The sequence below is a fragment of the Clostridium sp. E02 genome (genome assembly GCF_003833015.1).
Classification (GTDB): Bacteria; Bacillota; Clostridia; order Lachnospirales; family Lachnospiraceae; genus Lacrimispora.
The window spans coordinates 20,443-44,919 of record NZ_RJLQ01000020.1 but is presented as its reverse complement, the minus strand read 5'-3'; the positions used below and the strand labels follow the sequence as shown (position 1 = coordinate 44,919).

General features: G+C 34.6%; 20 protein-coding genes. 2 read left to right on the top strand and 18 right to left on the bottom strand.

Features of this window, described 5'->3' with window-relative positions; genetic code table 11:
- Nucleotides 1-57 precede the first annotated feature (57 nt).
- The 16 genes from EFT72_RS15085 to EFT72_RS15015 all read right to left on the bottom strand — a co-directional run bounded on the left by EFT72_RS15085 (nt 58) and on the right by EFT72_RS15015 (nt 19,064).
- The gene (locus tag EFT72_RS15085) at nt 58-2,577 is read right to left on the bottom strand and encodes an FtsX-like permease family protein (RefSeq protein ID WP_124067750.1); all 2,520 of its coding nucleotides are present in this window, start codon (nt 2,575-2,577) and stop codon (nt 58-60) included.
- Nucleotides 2,570-3,250, bottom strand: a complete 681-nt coding sequence (locus EFT72_RS15080) for an ABC transporter ATP-binding protein (protein ID WP_124067749.1) — start codon at nt 3,248-3,250, stop codon at nt 2,570-2,572. The genes EFT72_RS15085 and EFT72_RS15080 overlap by 8 nt, the downstream gene beginning before the upstream one ends.
- A 35-nt stretch (nt 3,251-3,285) precedes the next feature.
- Nucleotides 3,286-3,933, bottom strand: coding sequence for an ABC transporter ATP-binding protein (locus tag EFT72_RS15075; protein WP_124067748.1), 648 nt, complete (start codon nt 3,931-3,933; stop codon nt 3,286-3,288).
- Between the two features lie 2 nt (nt 3,934-3,935).
- Nucleotides 3,936-4,883: an ABC transporter ATP-binding protein gene (locus EFT72_RS15070; RefSeq protein WP_124067747.1), complete on the bottom strand. Its 948-nt coding sequence runs from the start codon at nt 4,881-4,883 to the stop codon at nt 3,936-3,938.
- On the bottom strand, nt 4,880-5,863 hold the full coding sequence (locus EFT72_RS15065) for a S8 family serine peptidase (RefSeq protein WP_164473176.1): 984 nt from the start codon (nt 5,861-5,863) through the stop codon (nt 4,880-4,882). The genes EFT72_RS15070 and EFT72_RS15065 overlap by 4 nt, the downstream gene beginning before the upstream one ends.
- Nucleotides 5,864-5,869: 6 nt before the next feature.
- Nucleotides 5,870-6,901 (bottom strand): radical SAM protein, encoded by a 1,032-nt coding sequence (locus EFT72_RS15060; protein ID WP_124067745.1) that lies wholly within the window; start codon nt 6,899-6,901, stop codon nt 5,870-5,872.
- Nucleotides 6,894-8,090: a radical SAM protein gene (locus EFT72_RS15055; protein WP_164473175.1), complete on the bottom strand. Its 1,197-nt coding sequence runs from the start codon at nt 8,088-8,090 to the stop codon at nt 6,894-6,896. The genes EFT72_RS15060 and EFT72_RS15055 overlap by 8 nt, the downstream gene beginning before the upstream one ends.
- Before the next feature lie 13 nt (nt 8,091-8,103).
- Complete coding sequence (locus EFT72_RS15050; RefSeq protein ID WP_124067743.1) at nt 8,104-8,754, bottom strand: hypothetical protein; 651 nt, start codon at nt 8,752-8,754, stop codon at nt 8,104-8,106.
- A gap of 149 nt (nt 8,755-8,903) precedes the next feature.
- Complete coding sequence (locus EFT72_RS19320; RefSeq protein ID WP_164473174.1) at nt 8,904-9,056, bottom strand: hypothetical protein; 153 nt, start codon at nt 9,054-9,056, stop codon at nt 8,904-8,906.
- Between the two features lie 552 nt (nt 9,057-9,608).
- Nucleotides 9,609-11,351 carry an ABC transporter ATP-binding protein gene (locus tag EFT72_RS15045; RefSeq protein WP_124067742.1) on the bottom strand — a complete coding sequence of 581 codons (1,743 nt, stop codon included), beginning with the start codon at nt 11,349-11,351 and terminating at the stop codon, nt 9,609-9,611.
- Nucleotides 11,344-13,155, bottom strand: coding sequence for an ABC transporter ATP-binding protein (locus EFT72_RS15040; RefSeq protein WP_124067741.1), 1,812 nt, complete (start codon nt 13,153-13,155; stop codon nt 11,344-11,346). The genes EFT72_RS15045 and EFT72_RS15040 overlap by 8 nt, the downstream gene beginning before the upstream one ends.
- Before the next feature lie 130 nt (nt 13,156-13,285).
- On the bottom strand, nt 13,286-14,269 hold the full coding sequence (locus EFT72_RS15035) for an AraC family transcriptional regulator (RefSeq protein WP_124067740.1): 984 nt from the start codon (nt 14,267-14,269) through the stop codon (nt 13,286-13,288).
- Nucleotides 14,270-14,409: 140 nt separating this feature from the next.
- A complete protein-coding gene (locus tag EFT72_RS15030) occupies nt 14,410-16,386 on the bottom strand; it encodes an ABC transporter permease (protein WP_124067739.1) in 1,977 nt (658 codons plus the stop codon).
- A complete protein-coding gene (locus tag EFT72_RS15025; RefSeq protein WP_124067738.1) occupies nt 16,379-17,149 on the bottom strand; it encodes an ABC transporter ATP-binding protein in 771 nt (256 codons plus the stop codon). The genes EFT72_RS15030 and EFT72_RS15025 overlap by 8 nt, the downstream gene beginning before the upstream one ends.
- Nucleotides 17,150-17,295: 146 nt before the next feature.
- Nucleotides 17,296-18,381 carry an ATP-binding protein gene (locus tag EFT72_RS15020; RefSeq protein WP_243110031.1) on the bottom strand — a complete coding sequence of 362 codons (1,086 nt, stop codon included), beginning with the start codon at nt 18,379-18,381 and terminating at the stop codon, nt 17,296-17,298.
- A gap of 5 nt (nt 18,382-18,386) precedes the next feature.
- A complete protein-coding gene (locus EFT72_RS15015) occupies nt 18,387-19,064 on the bottom strand; it encodes a response regulator transcription factor (protein ID WP_124067737.1) in 678 nt (225 codons plus the stop codon).
- A gap of 244 nt (nt 19,065-19,308) precedes the next feature.
- Between EFT72_RS15015 and EFT72_RS15010 the strand changes: the two genes are divergently transcribed.
- The gene (locus EFT72_RS15010) at nt 19,309-21,570 is read left to right on the top strand and encodes an excinuclease ABC subunit UvrA (RefSeq protein ID WP_124067736.1); all 2,262 of its coding nucleotides are present in this window, start codon (nt 19,309-19,311) and stop codon (nt 21,568-21,570) included.
- A 12-nt stretch (nt 21,571-21,582) separates the two neighbouring features.
- Nucleotides 21,583-22,005, top strand: coding sequence for a MarR family transcriptional regulator (locus EFT72_RS15005; protein ID WP_124067735.1), 423 nt, complete (start codon nt 21,583-21,585; stop codon nt 22,003-22,005).
- 39 nt (nt 22,006-22,044) lie between these two features.
- Here the strand turns inward: EFT72_RS15005 and EFT72_RS15000 are convergent, their stop codons facing one another.
- Nucleotides 22,045-23,067, bottom strand: coding sequence for an aminoglycoside phosphotransferase family protein (locus tag EFT72_RS15000; RefSeq protein ID WP_124067734.1), 1,023 nt, complete (start codon nt 23,065-23,067; stop codon nt 22,045-22,047).
- Between the two features lie 2 nt (nt 23,068-23,069).
- Complete coding sequence (rsgA, locus tag EFT72_RS14995) at nt 23,070-24,140, bottom strand: ribosome small subunit-dependent GTPase A (protein WP_243110030.1); 1,071 nt, start codon at nt 24,138-24,140, stop codon at nt 23,070-23,072.
- Nucleotides 24,141-24,477: the final 337 nt, after the last annotated feature.

Sequence of the window (24,477 nt, the reverse complement as noted above, 5' to 3'; positions counted from 1 at the left end):
TCAAACACGACGAGTAGACCAGTGCTTTAACTGGTCTGAAACAGTGTCGTAATAAAACTATTGTATTTCGCGCAATCTTTCTACCACGGATTTTTTATTTAATTGAACCGTCATAATGGAAGCCAATATCGCTGATAGTGCCCCCATAAAGCAAAGCAGTATAATAAAACAAATCACAAAAATCATATCATTAAAACCAGTAAACATAGTGGAAGCCGCTACAGCCATCGTAATATATCTTCCTGCCAATAAAATAATTACAGCTGAAATAGAACATAACAACATTCCATTCTTAAAAAGCAACCACCATAATTGCTTTTTGGTCATTCCAATAGACTGTAATGTTGATATTTCATTTCTCCGTGAAAGCGTATCTGTAACAAGCGTATTTACCAAATTTGAAATTCCTATGATGCCTATGACCAATGTTAGGAAAAAACCTAATATGGTAATTGATTGTTTTTTTCTTGTATAACTGACCCTGTCCTCATACTTGGCATCAATCTGTACTTGTACGTTGTGTTCTTTTTTTGCCAGATTCATAATCGCCTTCATATCATCTGAAGTAAAATTTTCATCTGAAACAACTTGAATAGAGGCCACCCGTTCGTTATAATCAGGGTACAAGGATTTAAACAACTGATCCGACATGACAATATTACTATAACCAATATTTCCAGTTCCGAATCTGTTGTTTTTTCCAATAACAGCCATGACTGTTACTTCTTTCACCTGATAAGTACCTGTTAAGTCATCATAAAAGGATAACTTCATTGCATCACCTGCATGTATTTTTTTACTGGGATCTATCTTTTTCTCGGTTATATCCAAGTAATCAACGTCTTGGTAAAGAATGAAGTTTCCGGATTCAAATTCTTTTAAATTCAAGTCCCCATCCAAAATCTTGATATAATTGGATTCTTTTTCTAACCGTACAGCAGGCATACCACATATCTTTAGCTTTATATTGCCGTTTGTAGTCAAATCTATCATTCCGGAATCTCCATTTAACAGCCCAGTCTGAACCATTTCATCTATTTCCTCTTTTAACTTCCCATCTAGCTTAACCTCTGCCAGAAATCCTTCGTACATTTTCTGTGAAAGTCCTTCCATCAAATCGGGCATCGTTTTCGCCATATAGATTACATCCACTTGTTTCACAAAAGGTAATTTTTCTATTTCGGCAGACAAACCCTCGGATATAGGCTTATAAGATTCATTCAATGACCAAAGCGCCGCAATATGCTGTATTCTAACCTCGTCTTGATTATAACGTTCTACCATATGATTCACCTGATACCCAAAAGTAACATTGCCAATTAGCAGAAAAATAATTCCACTTAGGGAAAACGAAAGAATCGTGAATGCTTTTTTTCTGTGGTGTGGAATATACCTTGCTGCTTCTATCGGAGAATAGGAGGCTGCTGTACGTATGGTTTTAGAAGAACTGAACCAAACTGTAAACCATGAAAACAGTATTGCAAACAAAAATACCGGTATCATATTCGGATCTTTGTAATAGGTATAAAAATCCGTCATGCGAATGATTCTGGGTGCCAGAAAAAGACCCGCAACGTACCCTACAATACTACCAATAGTAATTCCAATCACGGCTAATATTCGTATTTGCCTCATGTAAATATACTTTAACTGTGTTTTGCTTGCACCGATTGTCTTCATCATTCCAAACCATCGGATATCAGATGCCACAGATATAGAGAAAACATTATAAATCAAAAAGTATCCGCTCAAGATAATCATAAAAACGCAAATAAGCATTGGGAAGATTATAATCAATGAATATAAAAAAGTGGAATAATTCTTTGTTTGAACGGACTCCGCTTTAACAGTTTCCTTAAGTTCCACTAATTTATCATATACATCACTTTTGAGCAAAAAAGGATTTAGGTTATTGAGTTTGATATAAATATAATTTTGATTTTTTGGCATTTCAGGATTATAGGTGTCAATAAATTCCGGCGATGAATAAATTTCCTCGTAAGTATTACTCAAACTTAACAAAGGATTTTTATAAATCCCGCAAATCTCCATTGGAACTTCGATCTCTTTTTCTTTCCCCCCCTGCAATACAACAACTTGTAGGATAAGCTCTTCTCCTAATTCCTTCAAACCAGTTTTTTCAGCAAAGGTATCAGATATTAGAAGTTGCGTATTCTTCTTTGGAAAACTGCCCTTTATCAGGGAAATAAAATTATGAGCATAAAAGTTCTCATCCGGAGCCAGTAATTCTGTTTGAATGCCTGCAAATGAATCATTATGTAGGGACGTTGTGCTACATCTTTGTACATAGTCTGCCCATTCTACTTGATCCTTTTTTTCTACTGATTCTAATTGATCCTTTGTGCCTATCAGTGCACCATCAGCCCCTGGACCTGGTGCTGCCTGAACCGATTCTTGCATTGTTGTAAGAAAACTAAAACCAGCTGTAAAAGTAAATGATATTAGAACAGTCGTTAACAAAATTGCGACAATCATAACAAAGTTGCGGCTTTTATGACACGTAAGCTGCTCTTTGACAAGCTCTTTTAAAACCTTTTGATTCGAAACTTTATTCATTCTGTTTACCTCCGGCTATTTTCCCGTCGGCAATATAAATGACACGGTCTGCCATTTTAGCTATCGTTTCATTATGTGTAATCATAAGTATTGTTTGATTCAATTCTTTTAAAGTTGTCTGCATCAGCTCTAATACTTCTAAGCTTGTTTTGGAATCCAAATTACCAGTCGGTTCATCGGCTAGTATAATTGACGGTTTTGCTGCTAAGGCTCTTGCTATCGCAACCCGCTGTTGCTGACCACCTGAGAGTTGATTGGGGCGCACATTCATTTTTTCTTCCAATCCCAATTTCCTAATAATCTCTAAAATATACTTCTCATCAGGCTTTATCCCATCCAACCGAACAGGGATTGTAATATTTTTATAAACATTTAGGGATTGCAACAAATTGTAGTTCTGAAAAATAAATCCAATATTCTTTCTGCGAAAAATTGTTCTTGCTTCATCATCTATATCAGATAAAGATTGCCCCTGTATTATGACTTGACCACTGTCCGCTGTATCCAATCCCCCTAATAAATTTAAAAGCGTAGTTTTCCCGGAACCAGAGCTTCCAACAATCACGATAAACTCACTTTTTTCAACGCTAAAAGAAACATCATCCACTGCTTTCACCAAACAACCACCAACAGCATAGTGTTTTTTTAAGTTAATTGCTTCTAATATTTTCATAATATCCCCCTCTTAGCTATCATTTGATTCATTTTTCATAATTTAATTTCAAAATTATAATCTGCCTCTGATATTATCTTTTTATCATGGGAGATAATTATGATAAGGTATTTATCTTTAACTTTTTGTATCAAATCTATATATGCATCTACTGACTTAAAGTCTAAATTAGATGTTGGTTCATCAAAAATCATGATTGATCTCTTAGAATATAACATTCTACAAATGTTAACTTTTTGAATTTGCCCTTGGGAAAGAGAATTTCTATCAATTACTGTATCAAATTTCTGTGGCATTTCATTTATATCATCTAAAAGCAATAGCTGATCTGCTAGCACTTGCACTTCTTTTTTATTAAATTCTCCCCCTATCGTTATGTTATTAAGTATCGTATCATTAAATATGACTGGCTCTTGAAATCCATAAATTATTGATTTTCTTATACGATCCTTATCCATATTTTTCATGTTCATGTCATCAATAAAAATGTCACCCATGTAATTATCCCAAACACCGAGAGCCAGATTAAGTAATGTTGATTTACCACAACCATTCCGCCCCGATACAACATTAATGTTTCCTTTCTCGAATTGAACAATCATTGGAGCTCCATATATATATTTGCCATCCATATAAGAAAAGTTAACGTCTCTATATATTAATGTATTATTTGTTTGGCACAATATTACTGACCTCCTTTTATTACTTCATCAATCCTTTTAACTGATATTCTGATTTTCTGAAATTCTCCAATAATCATTATGATTTTAACAAAAGTTGTTGACAGTTGTCTTATATACATAATGATTACAGTCAGCCCACCAATTGATAGTTCCCCTGAGATTATTTTATATGCACAAAATCCTACAACAACTGCAAATGCAATGGCATTAAGGAGTCGAGGAATAAATGAATTATATGTTTTAAGCATACATAAATCTATCTTCCTATCCTTTATTTTACTCTCTAACGGAAAAAAGCGATTATTAAAGTAGTTTTCTCCATCAATCACTATATATTCGTACAGAAAATCCGCCAATTCACGAATCAGAGAGTTTGATTTATCTCTCATATTCATCATTTCTTTGCTTACAGTTTTTATCCTTTGATTAAAAAAATATTGCAGAATCAATAGCAGAGGGTATGTAATCAAAATAAATAGCAATATTGAAACGTTAATCCTCACCATAATTATAATAATTATAATTAAAGTCACAACATCTAGCAGCGTAGATGCTATTAATTGTGATGCTATAACTTCTATCATATAAGTATCTTCTGTAATACATGTCATAAACTTATTCGTATTTTCACGAATTTTTAAACCATTATAAGAGAACACTCCACCCACTATCTTTTTTTTAATATCATACACAAAATTATTAGAAGCATTATAAAAAAGATAATTTAAGTTAACTCCTACGAAAATTGACACTAAACTAACTAAAAGCAATAAGATTATATTTTCGAGTAAAAATTGAGTGTCTTTATATGGTATAGCTATATCCACAATGTTAGTAATATAAGATGGATATAAAAAAGTACATACTGCATCGATGCCCACTAAAATAAAAGCGATTAAAAAACTAATTTTATACTTTAATAGGCCTTTAAGAAGCCAGTTATTCTTCATTTTCTTAATCCTTTCAAATAGCTTATAAAATTACCCAAATAATATACATCAGAAAAACTCACTTTTTTATAATTAATACTAACGTTCAATGTCTTTTTAACAATTTGTAAAAATTCATAAAAATTTGCAAAACTTATTCCATTCTTCAAAGCAATTACCGGTGTAATATATGTCAGTTCCGCTTTATTTGGTTTGATGCCACTAAATTCATACACCAACTCCTGAAATAAATTGGCATCACTTTTATTTATTACATCTTCTAGAATTACTATTTCTTTTTTACTACTTCTAGTCATTTCCCCTTTAGAAGTATCCTTCAGCAAATACTTCAACTGCATATTTGTACAATGATTATGTTCCTCTAACAGCTTTGCAATATGTCCTGCGCAGATTGCATTGGCTTTCGAATTTCCATTGAAAAATAGATACGAACCATCAATGGATTCTATAAAAATAGGTGTGCTATCAAAATAAGCTGTTTTATTGTTTCCGGAATATATATAGAGAGAATTATCTAAAAAAATTTTTCCTCTTACGCCAATTGTGGAAGCATAATTTGCAGGAATACTATTTTCTTTCCCATTTTGTACCGATACACAAATAAGTTTTCCATTTTTATTTAGTCTATCTAAAATCAAACGCAAATTTTCATGGTGACCATCCTTAATGACGGAAAGACTTATACATATAATTCTGATATCAATATTTTCACATATTTCTAACGCCTTAATTAGTAATTCAGATGATGTGTAACCCAAAGCACCTACTATCTTTATAATAAAAAACTCTACATTCGGGGTGATCGTCAGAATCGTTTCCGCACAATAAGTACCATGTCCGTTTTCATCTGCTATATTTTTATTGAAGGTAATGTTGTTGGTAATTAAATCTTTTTCTATCGTAATTCCCCCAATTACCTTTTCAAATAAATCACTTCGATTTGTATTCAATCCACTATCTATAATAATTATTTTCTCCAAGCTAATTTATCCTTTTTCATAAAGTTTTATTAGATTATTGCTTACTCTTATCATACTACAATTTTTATTGCTGGGTATTAAAAACTCACCTGTTTGTACCTTATTAATAATTTTGCAAGGACCAGCACTACAAATGTCTTTTGCCTTGCAACTTCTGCACCCTGGATTTTCTAATGCATTTATTTCTTTCAATTTTATGTATCTTTTCTGATCTATTCCATCCCTAATATTCCCTATGTTCAAATCATGGTCTTGGACAGCATGCATACATGGAAAAATAACTCCATTTCCATCGATATGAAAGGAAATCTGTCCTCCTTTACAGGGGAGCCTTGGAATTAAATATGTACTTTTAATATTATCTAGATAATATCTGCTCAAATTGGGAGACATGGCTTCTAAAAAATCTATAATATGTCCCAGTTGTTGCTCATAAATTTCAAAGTACGCTTTATTCCAGGTCTCATCAAACATATCAATTGCAAATGCAACCGCTTTATGTCCTTTTAGAAAAAGAAACTTAAATCCATCTGCAAATAAATTTACATTTCTTGGATTGACAGTCATTCTTACTCTTATTTCATATTGAACTCGATTAAAGTAATCTAAGGTTTTAATTACTTTTTGATAGGAGCTATTTCCCTTAACATCTATTCGATTCAAATCATTGCTATCTTTTGTACCATCAATGCTGATCGACAACTGAAATTTATAGTATATTAGAAATGAAAATATCTTTTCATCATAGACAGTACCGTTGGTTGTGATGCGAAACATAATTCTCTGTGAATATTTTTGGTTTAATTCTTTCGTCATATCTCTAATAATTTCAAAATTCAATAATGGTTCCCCACCATGAAATGAAATTAAAATTGCACTCTGTTCATTCCCTTCTGCTCCAGCAATTTTATCTACAAAAGCAAGGCAGTCTTTTGCGACTATTTTATTCATTACGATTGGCTGCTTTTTCACATAACAATAACGACATCTTAAATTACATTCTTCAGTAACCCAAAAAGTAAATCTAATTTTATTCATTACACAGTTCCCTTCGTAAGGCTTTCTCCATCTTTTTTCTGAACTCCATACAATAATTTTCTTCTAAGTTCTTGTTTTTCTTTAAAGTATATTTTTCTCCTAGACAAAGTGGACAAAACAGTTTTATAGAACACTCTAAACAATCTTCGCAATTCCAAGATCTATAGGGAATTAGACATTCTATATCATTTGCAGTTTGTTGTTGTTCTACTAATTCTTCAATATTCAAAAGCATAATATTCCCCATGGAGAATTCCTCTATTCCAAACGTTCCACCACACGGATATATTTTTCCATCATAACTGATATGTAATTCTTTTTTCCCCGGAAAACAAGCTCTACAACCAACTTTTAAATCACTTTCATCAATTGACATTTCTCCTCGAAGTTTGTTATAACTTTTCTCGCCCCTTCCAAAGGGCTGTAATGTCCTCAACAATGGTTTTGTCTGATATTTTTCGCATAACTGATTGAATTTCTCTAGACTTTTATAAGTGTATTTAGTGACGATCATAGAAAAAGATATATTTGTAAAATTGTATTTATGTAGCAAATCAGCTGCTTTTAAACATTTCTCAAAAACTCCGCTTCCACGGATTCTAGCACTTGTTTCTTCGTCGTATCCATCTATACTAATATCAATTTTATCTACAGATACAGTTATTCCTTCAATATTATTCTTGTTAATCAACGTACCATTTGTTGAAAGTGTTATTTTACCTTTGAAATTTTTTCTTGTAAATTGTAATAGTTCCAACATATCATTTCTAATGAGCGGTTCCCCACCCGTAAAACAAATTGTAGTAGGCGATATTTCTATTACTTTTTCTATTATTAATTTTATTTCATTCGTTGAAAAAACATTTCCCTGATCCTTTGTTGCACTTGTGCAGCAGTGTATACAGCTTAAATTACATCTGTTCGTGACCGATATATACACGGTCTTACCGGGGATTATAAGTTTTTCTTTCTGACTATTTTTATCAATAAAAAATCCAATATCAATTAAGGCCCTGCATAATTTACCTAGTTTGGCGTCTTTGATTAGATCTTCTTTCCTTGTATTTAGTTCTAATAGGGCTTCATAATATTGTTTTAAAACCTTTACATAATTTCCAGCATAAACATTACATAATATTATATAGCTTTCATATTCTACGGTTTTAGCATATGGACTAAGTATATACATAGTTTCACTCCTTTCATAAATCATTGATATGTTCAGCAATTTCAGGAGAATCAAAGTAGAATCCATTAATCTGTCCATTTTTTATGTGAAGGAGGGTTGGTACACCAGCGATGATTATATCTGAACTATTTTTTATATTTTCGTAATCAATCTCCGGCGTTTGTAAAGATGCATATATATGCCCAATTTGAGCATTTTTATTTGTCCTAAGATAATTTTCATCAGCTATAATAATTTTATATACCTTAGTTTTTCCATATTTATTTTTATCTTGTGTGTTAAGATATCTTTCTTCATTTTGATCTTTATAAAATTGTTTTGTTCCATCCGCATTCTGGATTCCTATTTCAACATCATTCTGCTGATGTAAATTGTTCCAATCGAATTTTAGTGGATGATTATATTTCTTCTCTGTATCTATAATATATAGTTTATATTGGGAGGCAAATTTCAAAATAGAATCTTGTACTTCAGAGCAATATGGGCAATTTTTTTTATAATAGTATATATAATACTCTTCCCCTTGCTGCTCGAATACATCCTCATTTTTTATCTCATTTAATGTTTTATAAGGATTCCTACTATGTATTTGCAAATAAGCTACAAACAAGAGGATTAAAACTGGAATTCCAACGATCAAAATAATTTTCTGTGTTTTTTTCAATACTCCTACCCCCATAATTTTATCAACTATTTTTCAGCAATTGTATAATTGTAGATTGTATAGATGCGAATATGAAAGAATTCTGCAAGAGGAAAATATTAACTTATATATAAAAAGGGCGGCTAAATAAAAGCCACCCTCTTTATTCATTACTCTTTCGTTGACAAAAGCGATCCACAATTAGCTCCTGGACCGATTGGTGGGCAGTCATGAAGACAATCTGATCCATCACAATACTGTACTTTAATATCCTGATCCTCCAATGGCTCCAGTGCGTCTATACCTGTTACTTTCTCAACCATAAAATTTTCCCCCTCTCGTTTTTAATTATATTACCTCAATTTTCATTGAATGTAATCACTTTTTATTCGATCCATATATTCTCCTAATTAATAAAATCGAAATAGAATAATATGACAAGCATTATTAAGATACTTTATTTTAAATATCTAATTCTTCATTGTTTTATTATATATTATAATTTAACTTTTGTATATAGCCTATATATTATATTTTTTACACTATAATTAAACCACCAACCATCACCATTGTCAATATATTTTTATTTACTAACATAAATATTAATTTTTTTTCAGTGGTATTATAAAATATGTAATTAATTAATTAATTTACATTAGAAAGTCTAGTCTATTCTATAAGAAACCTATTAAAGTTTCCAATTATGCCCCATTAAAAACCGTAAAAAAAGTGCAATCCTTAATACAGACTTTGGTGCAATTAGTATGGTCAAGCAATGACCAGTAAACTAAAGTGACTGAATGGATGCTGTCTCAAGCCTCGTTTATACAGGCTTTTTATTAAAATATTTGCTGGGAAAGTTAAGTTACTATTAATTATAGCGACCATTCACTTGCTTTTGATTGGATCGACCATAATCTATTATAAAGTCCTCGCTTGACTAAGAGCGCATCATGCGTCCCTTGTTCAGCCACTTTTCCGCTTTCCAAGACCACAATTTTATCTGCACCTGCAATGGTTCGCATCCGATGCGCAATGACAAGTACGGTTTTGTTTTTTACGAGCTCTGAAATAGCAGCTTGTACTAAGGTTTCATTTTCAACATCAAGGGATGCCGTTGCTTCATCTAAAAGAATAACAGGTGCGTTTTTGAGCAAAGCACGAGCAATTGAGATTCTTTGTCTTTCCCCACCCGAAAGTGAGGAGCCGTTTTCTCCAATTATCGTTTGATACCCTTGTGGCATGTTGCAAATAAAGTTATCACACTGCGCGTTTTTTGCTGCAGCCAACACTTCTTCATCGGTTGCACCTCTTTTTCCTAATCGAATATTTTCCATAACCGTATTGTTAAACAGCACTACATCCTGAAAAACAATTGAATAATTCGAAAGCAACGCTTCGGGTTCAACCGTACTTATATCCGTTCCTCCAAGTGTAATTGTTCCCTTATTAATATCCCAAAACCTTGCAGCTAGCTTAGCTGCCGTACTTTTACCGCCACCAGACGGACCAACAAGAGCCGTTATTTCGCCTTGTTTTGCAACAAAAGAAACGTTGCGAAGAACAGCTTCGCCATCGTTGTACGAAAATCCGACATTATCAAATACAATATCATAGCCATTGTAGCCAGCCTTTTTTTTTCCTGTTTGTATCGAATGTTCTTCAATTTTCTTCATGCGCTCAATTTGAAGCATTGCAGAAAATATAGCTGCAAGATTGATAAGCGAACCAGAAAGAGGATCAAAAATACGAGATGCCGCTATTAAAAAAACAAGAAAGGTTAAAAAATCTATCTCTTGATTCAGTAGAAGTTTTGATCCTACTAAGACAACCGTGGTAATACCAATACGCAAAACCATTTGTGCCGATACAACAAAGCTAGCAGTATTGAGTTCCGCTTTCATTTGAATTTTTTCATCATTAGAAAGTTGTTTATCCAACTTGGCAAGATAATTTTCTGTTTGATTATTTGCTTTGATTTCTCTCACCGTTTCAATGCACTCTTGAATCACGTCTGCACGTTCTATTTGAGACTGCTTATTGATTCGATTCACTTTTTTCTGCTGCTTCTTTCCACCTGCTGTAATTATAAAAGCAACAGGTACAACCCAAAGCAGTGCAATGGACATTCTCCAGTCCATACAAAACAGCCCAATACTACATATGAGAATGGAAAGTACAGAGCCAATTAGTTCGGGAATGTAATGAGAAAAAGCTGTTTCTAACCCTGCACAATCTGCCATTATTGTTGTTGTAAGATCCGACAGATCACGCTTTCCAAAAAAGGAAAGTGGTATTTTACGAAGTTTTTCAGCAAGTAAGATACGTTTATTCGCACTTTCCTTATAGGATGCCAAAAAGGTGGCATTATACTGAATATAATGAAAGATTCCGATCATAACCAAAACCAAAACACATAATCCCAAATAAAACCACAAATTCGATTCCACTTGCTCACCACCCATAAAAGGTGCAACAAACTCTGAAAGCAGTAAAAAGATTAGACCAACCGGCATCATTAGGCTGATGTCTGTCACCGTACATGAAATAATTGCCTTGACTAAATCCTTTGCGCCCTGCTCGCTTAATGCAAACAACTTTTTGAAATATCTAACCATTGTAAGCGACCCCCTTTTCGAACGCGATTTGTGAATTTGCAACTTTCCACGAAATAGAGGATTGATACTCTTTCCACATCTTTGCGTAGATGCCTGCTCTTTCAATCAATTCTTTATGTATTCCTTGTTCTACAATTTTCCCATCTTTCATCACCATAATACTTTCCGCATTTCGAATCGTGGAAAGTCGGTGAGCAATCATTAGAACCGTTTTCCCTTTTGTCAATTCCTTGAATGCCAGCTGTATCTGATGCTCATTTTCAGGGTCTGCAAAGGCAGTTGCTTCGTCAAGTAAAACAATCGGTGCATCCTTTAAAATCGCACGAGCAAGAGAAATTCTCTGTGCCTCCCCACCCGAAAGATAGATGCCCTTCGTACCAACTACGGTATCAATGCCATTTGGCATTTTTGTAAATATTTCTTCACACTGAGCAGCTTTCGCCGCTTTTATTACCTCTTCCGTTGAAGCACTTGGTTTTGAAGAACGAATATTTTCAAGCAAACTTGCTTTAAAAAGGTGTGTGTCTTGAAAAACGAAGGATACATAATCCATCAAATCACTTGTTGATATATTTTTAACATCAACTCCCCCTATGGAAATCTTACCGCTGTCCACATCCCAAAAACGGGGAATTAGACTTGCTGCGGTTGTTTTCCCTCCACCGGATGGGCCAACAAGTGCAACGGTCGCTCCTTCCGGTATGGAAAATGACACATCGTTAATCGCTGGAGACTTTGCACCTGCATAAGAAAAGGAAACATGTTCAAAAGAAATACTTGCAGCCTTTGGTATCTCAGGATTTTGCGGTTCTACAAGTGTTTTTTCGTTCAAAATACTTGCCACACGATTTAACGCATCCTTTGCAAGCATTGTGTTCTCACTTGAAAACAAAATACGTGTCAACATAACCGTGCAAAATGGCGTAAACAAAATATAGAAAATAAAATCAAGCAAAAACGCCTGAACATTCACAGCAGACGCAATTAGCAAAATGCCCGCAGGAATTAAGAAAGCAAAAATAGCGTTAATCGAAACGGTAAAGCAAGTCATCGGAATACGAAATGAGATGGTGTATTCGACAACCCATTTCTTATAGCGCAATATGGAATCATGAAAGGTCTTAAACGAAAACACACTTTGCTGAAATGTTTTGACAACAGGAATTCCACGTACATATTCCACCGCTTCATTATTCATATCCTCTAAAGAATTTTGATACTCTTTCATTTTATCTTTCGAGGAAGGGCCTGCCATTTTGCTCATAAAGAAAAACCCAATTCCCATTGGTAATATACTAATAAGACCAAGCCGCCAATCAAACGCAAGGAGCAATACAAGCATTGCAATCGGTGTTACATATGCACCGGTTAAATCTGGTAACTGGTGAGCTAAAAATGATTCCGTCTGGCCGGAGCTTTCATCTATAATGCGTCGTAGTTTTCCGCTGCCTTGTGCATCAAAATATCCCAGCGGAAGCTTGACAATATGATGAAGCATCCGACTTCTCATGTTTCTCGCTACTCGAAACGCTGCCTTATGCGTGCACATCAGAGCACCAAAATAGACCAGAATACTAACGACCGAAAACAGTAGCGCCAGCCAACCATAAAAAGCTAAATTCTGTGCTTTTGATATGTTTGGCATAACAGTAAAGATTTCACGTACTACTTGCCAAATGCAGATGAAAGGGATCATTGTAAGAATTGCGCTAATTCCCGACAGAATACAGCCAAGAATTGTAAGCCCTTTATATTTACCTGCAAAATCAAGCAGCTTCATGTGCTTATTTTTCCCTTTTTCCATAATAAATACCTCCTATTTTTAAATGATTTCGCCTCTATGATTAGTCTAAGCTAACCATTATATTATTTTAAAGTGCCATTCCTGGCACTTCCTTGTTCATCTTACTATATCATGCCTTCTGTTTTCGACTCTATTTGGTCAAGAACGGCTCCATTTGGTCAATTTTATTGCGATACTCCTTTGGCGTAACATTCATAACCTTTTTAAAAGCTCCTGCAAACTTGCTTCCATTCTCATAACCGACCATTCCTGAGATTTCAATAATTGTTTTATCTGTTTGCTTTAATAGAATTGCCGCCGATTGCATCTTATAATGCCGGACAAATGAATAGACAGATGTTCCGTAAACACCCTTAAAACATGTTTTCATTGAAGTAAGGGGAATATCAAATTTTTGCGAAAGCTCCTCTAAGGTTATATGTTTGCATATATTCTCAACAAGGTATGCTTTTATACTTTTTACCGTGTCTACTTGATATTTTGAAAAGTATTTTCGCTCTGATCTTTCCGATTCAAGATTGATCCCGTTCAAATAAAGTAATAATTCCAATACTTTAATTTTCATATAACCTCGTTTGATAGAATCTGGAATTGTATATAATTCCGAGAAAATATGTTCAAAACAAGGCATCGAACGCATGACTGTATACTTACCTGTTTCACATAATTTTTTTGAAAGTTCTGAGGAATCAACCGTAACATCATCAAGAATACAAGACAAACATTTAGGCGCTTGTTCTAAATCAATTGCCACCGAAATTCCATGATAGTGGCCGAGGGGAAAACAGGAGTTATGGCAGGCGCTGTCTTTGAGTTGGATTGATAAATCACCTTTGGACAGATAAAGGTATTCGCCTCCATCAAATTCACACTCGATGCGCCCTTCACGACAGTGATTGATTTCAAGTATATTTTGGGGCGGATGAGTATCAACCTTACATGTCTGCATATGAACATCGTTATAGATTAGCTCAATTCCCTGAAAAACAGTGTGACTTGTCATTACCGCTTCACCGGTTTCATCGCTTATTCTATATGCTGTACAGTCGTTTTCACGCTTCACAATTTCAACCAAGCTGCCGTAAACTTTTTGTTCTCTTTGTGTTGCTTGCAAAACATCACCTCCATCTTATCCCATAGCCGTTGTTCCTAATCCACTCAAAGAGCAAAGTTTAGTTAGTCTTCGCTAACATACTATGATGATATAGCTTTCTTATTCACCTGTCAATAAGATTTACTACAAGAAATATTCACCTAACTTTTCCTTTTCACAATATTATAATACGTACTTGCTGTTACAAAATAACTTAATATATAGAACGCCGTGAAGATAACAATAATTCCAAGTGCACATAATGCAATTAAATTGGTATTATAAAGATTTAGTGCATAAAGCAATCGAATGGTAATTTTAAGTCCCATCATAGTATGAAGTATTGCAACAATTAATGGTAACCCAAATACTAACATAATTTGCCTATGAATCGTTGATTTCACATCATCATCACTCATTCCTACCTGCTGCATAATTATAAAATTCTGCTTATCTTCTAATCCTTCTGATATTTGCTTATAATACATGATTAATAACAAACAAATTGTGAACATCAGTCCGAAAAACACACCGATAAATAGTAGTCCACCATCCATAGATTTTACATCATGACCCCAATCAATAATATTCTTGCTGCTATAAAAACCTGGCATTTGTGAGCAGGCTTTATTTAAATCAGCTAAAAATGCTTCTTTGTTCCTCATTTCTCCCTCCATATTAAACCAAACGGAATAATAAGGATAAGTAGAGTCGTCAAAGGTTTTTGCCATTTCTTCCATACTGTTGTAATCATTTAATATCATATACAAACTGCCCGAAGAATAATTATTTTTCTCTTTCGTATCAATACTAAGTGAATTTAACTCCTCTTTCACTTTATATTCTTTTCCATTCATTATAGCTGATTCATACTTAAAATCTTCGGTATTGGAATAAACAAGTATTTCACCCTCTTCTAATGTTTCGTTTTTTGATTCCATGCGATTATAATCAGAAAGTGACATGAGTCGAACCGTACGTTTGTTTATTTCTACATCTTTATTTGAATCATTAGAAAAAATATTTTCATCTACAGAGGGGGTAATACGAAAATAGCGAAAATCAATTGTATCTGCAACCCCTATATGATTATCCTCTGCAATCCTCATCAAGTCTGTATTAAAATGATTTGTATCTGTCATTTTAGCATAATCAAAAATATAATTGACATCAAGCGGGTATTTAAATCGAATTGCTGATTTTTCTCCAAAGGTTAAAGATACGGTACACAATAAAGTAATAATAACCATGGTACTAAATATGCAAATATTCACGAGACTTGCAGCACTTTTTTTCATTCGGTAAATCATGCCTGAGACGGTAATATAATTGCTTTTTTTATAGTAAAATTTTTTATTCTTTCGAAGTACTCTTAGCAATACAATACTTCCCGATGTAAATAAGAAATAGGTTCCGATCACAACCATCAAAACCGCCATGAAAAAAGCAAGAAAAATAGAGCTGTTCACCTCGGAAACAACTGCAATATAATACCCTCCACCTAGGATTAAAATTCCAAGCAGAGTTGGAATCCAAAGATGTTTTGGCTCTTTTTCACCTTTTTGTGTTTCCCTTAGTAAATCAGAAGGGTTCGCCCGTGTAACCTGGAATAAGTTCGTTCCCAAATTAAGAAATGAAACTGCTCCAAAAAAAACAAAGGTTAACTTAAAACTGAGCATAGGCATCGTAAACTTAATATCAACTGGTAGTCCACTGGTGTTAAGCAATATTAAAAAAGATAATTTTGCGAATACGACTGCTGTTATCAACCCAATTGCCATAGCAATCATATAGATGAAAAGAGTTTCCATAAACATCATAATACCGATATGTTTTTTTTCTAACCCTAGTATACTATAAAGACCAATTTCCTTTTTACGTCGCTTAATTAAAAAACTGTTTGTATAGAATAAGAACGGAACTAAAATGATGCCCAGTAACGTATTCCCTATTTGCAAAAGTGCCCACACATAGTCTGCGTGTGGTACCTCTTTAAGAAACTTGTTATTTATGATGCAATTAAATATAAAAAAAACACAGATAGAAAAAGCCAATGTTAATATATAAGGGAAATAAACATTTCTATTTTTACGTATTCCTATAAATGCCATTTTGGGCAAAATAATTGCTTTATTCATACTCTTTTACTCCTTCGGTCTGAAGTACGGTTAAAGTATCCGCTATCTTTTGATACATCTCGGTATCTGTGGTATTGCCCCTGTAAATCTGATGAAATAAATTTCCATCTTTTATAAATATAACTCTACCGGCACACTTCGCTGCTTGCATGCTATGCGTAACCATTATAATTGTCTGTCCCATCTTATTAATATCCGAAAACATATTTAAAAGACTGGTTGATGACTTCGAATCCAGTGCTCCAGTTGGTTCATCCGCAAGAATAAGCTTAGGATGTGTGATTAAGGCTCTCGCTACTGCCGCTCTCTGTTTCTGTCCACCCGATACTTCATAAGAATATTTTTTTAATAATTCTGTAATATCAAGCTGTTTCGCTAGAGGAATTAATCGTTCCTCCATTTCACAAAACGATTTTCCTTGTAGTACCAAAGGTAAAAATATATTATCCTGTAAAGAAAAAGTGTCTAATAGATTGAAATCCTGAAAAACAAAGCCTAGGTTATCTCTACGAAATGCACACAGTTCTTTATTTTTAATATTAGAGAACGATTTTTCATCTAATAATATCTCGCCCTCTGTAGGTTTATCAAGGGATGCCAGCAAATTAAGCAATGTAGTCTTGCCGGAACCGGATTCCCCCATTATTGCTACGTATTCTCCTTTTTCTACTGAAAAACTAACATTTTCTAATGCTTTCACCTGATTTCCACCAAATCTTGTGGTATATACTTTTTTGAGATTTTTCACTTCTAAAAATGCCATCAAATTAACCTTCTCTTCCCTTTTAAGTTGTTGTACCTAAGTTACTTTTCCTTACAGGACTCATTTTAGCAAAAAAAGAAATGTTCTGCCTTTATTCTGGCTTACATTTCTTGTTCGTAGCTTTCATTATTGTAAGATTGACTGACTTAATCCAATTCTCCTACCTTTGCTTTGCCTTTTTGTTTTCCAAAATAGATCTGGAACATAGTTCCCTTTCCGACTTCAGAAGTGACACGAATATCAAATCCTAATTTGATTATCACCTGCTTACATAAATATAAACCAATTCCCGTTGACTTCTTATCCATTCGCCCGTTGTATCCAGTAAATCCTTTTTCAAAAATACGTGGCAGATCTTCTTCCTTAATTCCAATTCCAGTATCAGAGATACATAATACGGAATCGGAAGAAGTTATCTCATACGCATGTTTCAATTTATCATTGATTTGGGTATTATGATTTGAGTCTATATAGTCAATTGATATACTGCCTTTTGCTGTATATTTAATACAATTTGAAAGAATTTGCTCAATCACAAACCCCAACCATTTTTCATCACTTACGACATTCCCCTTAAACTCTTCAAAATTCAAAGAGATCTTTTTCCCAATAAAATTAATGGAGTATTTTTTTACGGACTGCTTCACAATTTCATAAAGATTACATTCTTTTAGTAGAATGTCAAAGGACATGTGCTGTAATCGAAGATAATAGAGTGCCATCTCTGCATACTGTTCGACTTTAAACAATTCCTGCTTCATAAGCATCGTATTTTTACTACTGTCTTCTGCCTGAAGCAGCAGATACAAGGCAGCAATTGGTGTTTTGATTTGATGAATCCAAATTGTATAATAATCTTTACTCTCTAATTCCTGTTTTTTCATTTTCGTATATAAGTCACTACGATTGTTATATAAATCATGCAATAACACATTATACATTTCTTCTATATAATTACTGGGTTCTGGTAATGTACTTACTGTTGTTTCCATATTTAAATATGTTTCATATAAAGCATTATACCTGTCTTTATATTGAATAAAGTTATAGATCAACCAACAACAGCCTAAAAATGTGCTGATTAACAGACTGTATAAAATTGGTTCCATATCAATTTTATATTGCAATGTTGTAATCAGGAAAATAGTAGCAAAAACAAGAAAATGTCCAAGATACTTCACTTGATCTTTACACCATTTTGCGAATAATTTACCAGTTGATAATTGATCCATACTATTTAATCCTCCAATATATACCCGATTCCCTTTTTGGTAGTAATGAAATCATTTAGTGAAAATTCTTCTAATTTTTTCCTAAGTCTTGTAATGTTAACCGCTAGCGTATTATCGTCAATAAAGCAATCCCCATCCCAAAGATGTTTCATAATTGCTTCTCTGGTAACCGTTTTTCCCTTATGTTCAAATAAAATCTGTAGTATTCTAAATTCATTTTTTGTCAGTTCTACTTTTTCTCCATTCACTTCCATAGAAGCATTGGATAAGTTTAGTATAACACCTTTGTACTCTAGTAAATTGGACTTTCCCTGAAAAGAATACGCACGGCGAATCATTGCCTGAACCTTAGCTAATAATACTGCCAAGTCAAATGGCTTTGCCACAAAATCGTCTCCGCCCATATTCATTGCCATAATGATATTCATATTATCACTGGTAGAAGATAGAAAAATAATTGGAATTTTAGAAAGTTTACGAATTTCAGTACACCAATAATATCCATTATAAAATGGCAATGAAATATCTAATATCACCAAATGAGGATCAAACAGTGCAAATTGTGTTAAAACAGCTTCAAAGTCACAAACCGTCTCTACTTCAAATCCCCAGACTAACAAATATTTCTGTATCTCTCCTGAAATAATCAAATCATCTTCTACAACTAATATCTTATATTTCATTTTTAAATACCAACCTGTCTTTTCCTATTTTTACATTCTATCAGCTCTAATTAATCACTACCTTTTTCTTAATTTTACCATATAATAGATATAATATATATTAGAAATTATTATTTGTTCGACATACATCTCATTGGGGTTATTTTTACGCCTTCTTGCAAAAAAGTAAAAATGGTGTTACTATAAATATACTTAACCCACTCATATATCAACCATGTCACATAATATACATAGAGGTAAACTTATGACTGATCATCAAATTGAGGTATTTGGCGCTAGAGAACGAAATCTCAAAAATATAAATGTTCGGATACCCAAAAAAGAAATTACTGTTTTTACCGGTGTTTCCGGTTCTGGAAAATCATCTCTAGTTTTTGATACAATTGCAGCAGAATCACAAAGACAATTAAATGAAACTTATACCAGTTTTATCCGCCACCGCATGCCACATTACGGAAAACCGGATGTAGATAAAATAGATCATTTATCCGTATCCTTTATTATTAATCAAAAACGCTTAGGGGGAAATGCTCGGTCAACGGTAGGCACGATTACAGATATTTACTCTTTAATGCGTTTATTATTCTCTCGCATTGGAGAACCCTTTGTAGGTTATTCCGATGTGTTTTCATTTAACAATCCAGCTGGAATGTGTGAACACTGTGAAGGCCTAGGAAAAATAGAAACCATTGATATAGAAAGACTGTTGGATAAAGATAAATCCCTAAACGAAGGAGCCATCCGTTTTCCAACGTTTGAACCAGGCGGATGGCGATTTACCCGGTATATTCATTCCGGCTTTTTTGATAATGATAAAAAACTGAAAGACTTTTCTGTAGAAGAATTGGAACTTCTTCTTTACCCAAAGGGAATTAAAGTTAAGAATCCATCACCCGAATGGCATAAAACCTCACTGTATGAGGGGCTGATTCCACGTATTGAGCGAAGTTTTCTAAAAAAAGAGGATGGTGAAAAAGTCAGATATGGCAAGGATATCGAGCAATTTGTTATAAAACAAGAGTGCCCCTACTGCCATGGAACACGATTAAATGATAAGGTATTGTCTTGTAACATAAATGGTAAAAATATTGCGGAATGTGCCAATCTGCAAATAAACGAACTTTTGGATTTTATTCAGTCCATACATTCGCCTGTAGCAGCTACTATTGTTTCAGAGCTTGTAAGCCGGCTTCAACATATGGTATCTATTGGACTAGGCTATTTAAGTTTAAGCAGGGAAACATCAACACTTTCCGGCGGAGAATCACAAAGAATTAAGATGGTTAGCCAGCTTGGAAGCAGTCTGACTGACCTCACTTATATTTTTGACGAACCAAGTATTGGCCTCCACCCTCATGACATAAATAAAATCAATGAGCTTTTGCGATTATTACGCGACAAGGGAAACACAGTTTTAATTGTAGAACATGATCCTGACATCATAAAAATCGCAGACCATATTATTGATATGGGACCAGGCGCTGGAACTCATGGCGGAGAAATTGTATTTCAAGGCGATTTGGATGGATTAAAAAAATCAGGCACACTTACAGGAAACAATCTATCCAACTGCCCTGTGCTAAAATTGGATACACGTGAACCAAACAAATGGCTTTCTATAAAAGATGCAACTTTGCATAACTTAAAAAACATTTCGGTTGAGATACCAAAGGGAGTGATGACTGTTGTAACCGGAGTCGCTGGTTCTGGAAAAAGTACGCTTATTCATGGGGTGCTGCCGGAATTATATCCGGAAACTATTTTTATTGACCAAAAAGGGATTCAAGCTTCAAAACGCTCCAATATAGCAACTTTTACAGGTATTTTTGACATCATCCGAAAATTATTTGCAAAAAGGAATGGGGTAAGTGCTTCTCTATTCAGTTTTAATTCACATGGTGCTTGTCCTGCCTGTAAAGGTTTGGGAGTCACTTATACGGATTTGGCATTTATGGATACAATTGTCACAGAATGTGAAGAATGTCACGGAAATCGTTATACGGATGATGTACTTGCCTATCAACTGAGGGGAAAAACCATTGCTGATGTCCTTAAAATGACGGTTACGGAAGCCTTGGCATTTTTTCAGGAAAAAGAAATCTTAGATGTACTGAAACGACTTTCCGATGTTGGTATTACTTATGTCTCTTTGGGACAACCTCTCAGTACACTATCTGGTGGTGAGCTGCAGCGGATTAAACTTGCTTCCGAACTTGAAAGCAACGGACAAATCTATGTCTTAGATGAGCCGTCAACCGGTCTGCATATGGCTGACATCAAACAGCTGATTGGAGTAATGAACCGTTTGGTGGATCAAAATTCTACTCTTATAGTCATTGAGCACAATTTGGAAATTATTTGCCAGGCAGATTGGATCATCGACATCGGCCCATATGCAGGACAAAACGGAGGCAATGTCATGTTTTCAGGATTGCCAAAAGATATCATTCACTGTAAAGAATCTCTAACAGGAAAACACTTAAAAAGATATATCAATGAACAATAGGAGGTTTTAGCAATGGCTGATCATGAATTAACGGAAAGTTATATTCCTTTTCAATGTATGATTGTATCAAATTCGAATAAGTTCAATGTAGAAGGGGTTTCTACCGCACAATTCTATATACTCGATACATTGAACAAACACGGCGCAAAAACTACGAAAGAACTTGCTGAAATGAGAGGCATCTCCCAATCTGGCATTTCTAAATTGACAAAGCGTTTGCTGGACAAAAAATATATTATACAGGAGCGGCAGGCCCATGACCGCCGTTCCTATAATATTATACTTACCAAAGAAGGGAAAGCTTTTTTGGATCGAGTTAATGACTTTGGGGATGAAGTAATGAATCTGATTGAGGAAGCATTGACAGAGGATGAGGTACACACTTTTTCAATGATGTGCAAACGGATTGCTCGTTTATATGCCATAAAACAATAGGAATGCCGTGCCTCCGGAACAATGCTTGTAAATCACAGATTAATTATGAAAATTTATTTCTTCCATTTCATAAATTTTATCAAGGATGGCAATTTGCAAAGTCTTTTCCTCCAAGGTTTTGGCAAATTTAATTCCCTCCACCAATCTATATCCAAATGTAAAAAGTATCATTTCCTTGATATACGGGCGCTTTATGTGGGATACGTCCACATAGTTTGAAAAACCTCTGTAATAAGCACTTACACTTTTCTCATAATTTTCAATCATATGGGCAACATCTCCTTCATCCGCAATTAGACTCGCAATGTCTTCGCCCAAATATCCCCAGCCAGCTGTATCCCAATCTATTAGTAAAACTTTCTGGTCTGTATAAAATATATTTTCCACCCAAAAATCTCTGTGACAGAATACCACTGGTAATTGCTCAATGCACGCCCATATCTGATCTGCGTTTTCGTCCACATCAATAAGCATTTTACATAGATGTTTTGGTATTTCGCAGTCCTCTGCACGAATATAATCATACACCTCATTCCATGAACGATAATGCATGTAGTAATTTTTACTATTCTCCTTTCTACTGAGATTCGTGAGTGAATCTAGTTCTTTCGGCATTCGTGTATAAATTCCACCTTGAAACCGCCCTAATTCCTCAGCTACCTGCTCATACATTGCACTATTTAATTTCAAACCTGATATACCCTCAATATATTCCATCCATATGTGGGTTTCATCTTCTAATAATTCCGCATAATAGCATTTCGGCCAACTAAATGATTCAGAAAATATCGGATCCAGATTCGCAGCATAAAGGTCATATTCCCTTCGCCATGAATCAGGATCAAAGTAGCGTTCCCATTTCTTTTGTTTCTTATAGACAACCTTGTAAGGCAATCTCTTCCCATCTATCGTTATTGCCACTCCAGATACCAGAGTTACCTCTCCTACCGTTCCACCTTTTAGCTGTTCCGTTTCAAAGCTTGCGTCTATAATTTCTTGATTTAAGGCCTTCCCTAATACCACAATTAAGGTTTCTGATAGAATTCTTTCACCTGATTCCATATTTACAATTCCCTTTCTTTGTTTTTCTTCCGCTTGTTCTGTATCATCTGCTCCTTATTTCGTGCATCCTTATCCCGAAGAAAAGTACTTCTGTCCGCTGCATATTTTGCATCATGTTTAATTTTTAAATAGCTTTCCCAACGCTCTAAGGATAGTTCACCACGTTCCATTGCAGCTTTCACCGCACAACCTGGCTCTGTTTCATGTTTGCAATCAGAAAACTTACAATTCCCTATATATTTCTCAACATCCGCAAAAACTTCACAAAGCCCTTCGGTTATCTCCCACATCCCCAACTCACGCATACCAGGTGTATCGATTACAATTGTACCGTTGGGAAGCATTAGCAGCTGGCGATGAGTGGTGGTATGCCGCCCACGACTATCCTCTTCACGAATTTCCTTGACAGGCATAACCTCATAACCAGCCAATGCATTGACAAGACTTGACTTTCCAACACCTGATGAACCAAGAAAAACAATCGTTTTACCTGGTTGTAAATAGTTTGATAAACGATCCAGCCCGTATCCAGTTTTTGCACTAATAGAATGAACGTTAACTCCTACCGTTACTTTTTCAATATTCTTTAACACCTCTTCATGATCTTCTGCAAGATCCGCTTTCGTCAGTATTACCACTGGCATTGCTCCTGACTGCCCTGCCTGTGTCAGATAACGTTCCAGCCGTCTTACATTTAGGTCATGATTGATTGACTGCATAATAAATACATAATCAAAATTTGCTGCTACGATCTGTTCTTTCACAGTTTTTGCATACCCCCTCGCATGCCCCAATAAATTACTCCGAGAAAATTTGGTTTTCCGATGAAGCGTTTCAATAATCTGACTGTCCCCATGCGGGTTATGGTTTATCATAACAAAATCCCCAGTTATTGGAAAATCCATTGCTGTATCCGCATAATAAGCACTGGATTTTAAACGTCCATAGATCTCTCCATGTTCACAAACAAGAGCATACCGCTCTTTATGAACCGCTGTGATCCTCGCCGGAATCCCTACGCTATTTTGTGGTATCATATCTAGCGTAAATCCATAATCCACTAAATTAATCATATATTTCCTCCATAAAATTTGTCTTTACATCTTTTAGCTTAATGTTCATAAACCGACCCCCTTTTATTGCTTTTACACCCAAAACCAAACACTGCTCCCTAAAAAAGAGCACAAAAATACCGCAGAAAGTACCCTTATTAAAAGGCTACAACTGCGGTCATTTTTATACCAAAACTAGCACACTCTAAGGTGTGCATCAACCATAAGCCATAGAATCCACAAAAGGTTACTTATAATGGCAGAGCTTTGCTATGAGTCACATCCCAAAAAGCATTACTACTGCCATTGCTCTATTTAGTTTAGGAAACAGTCACCTCAACCATTTTTATCATATAGA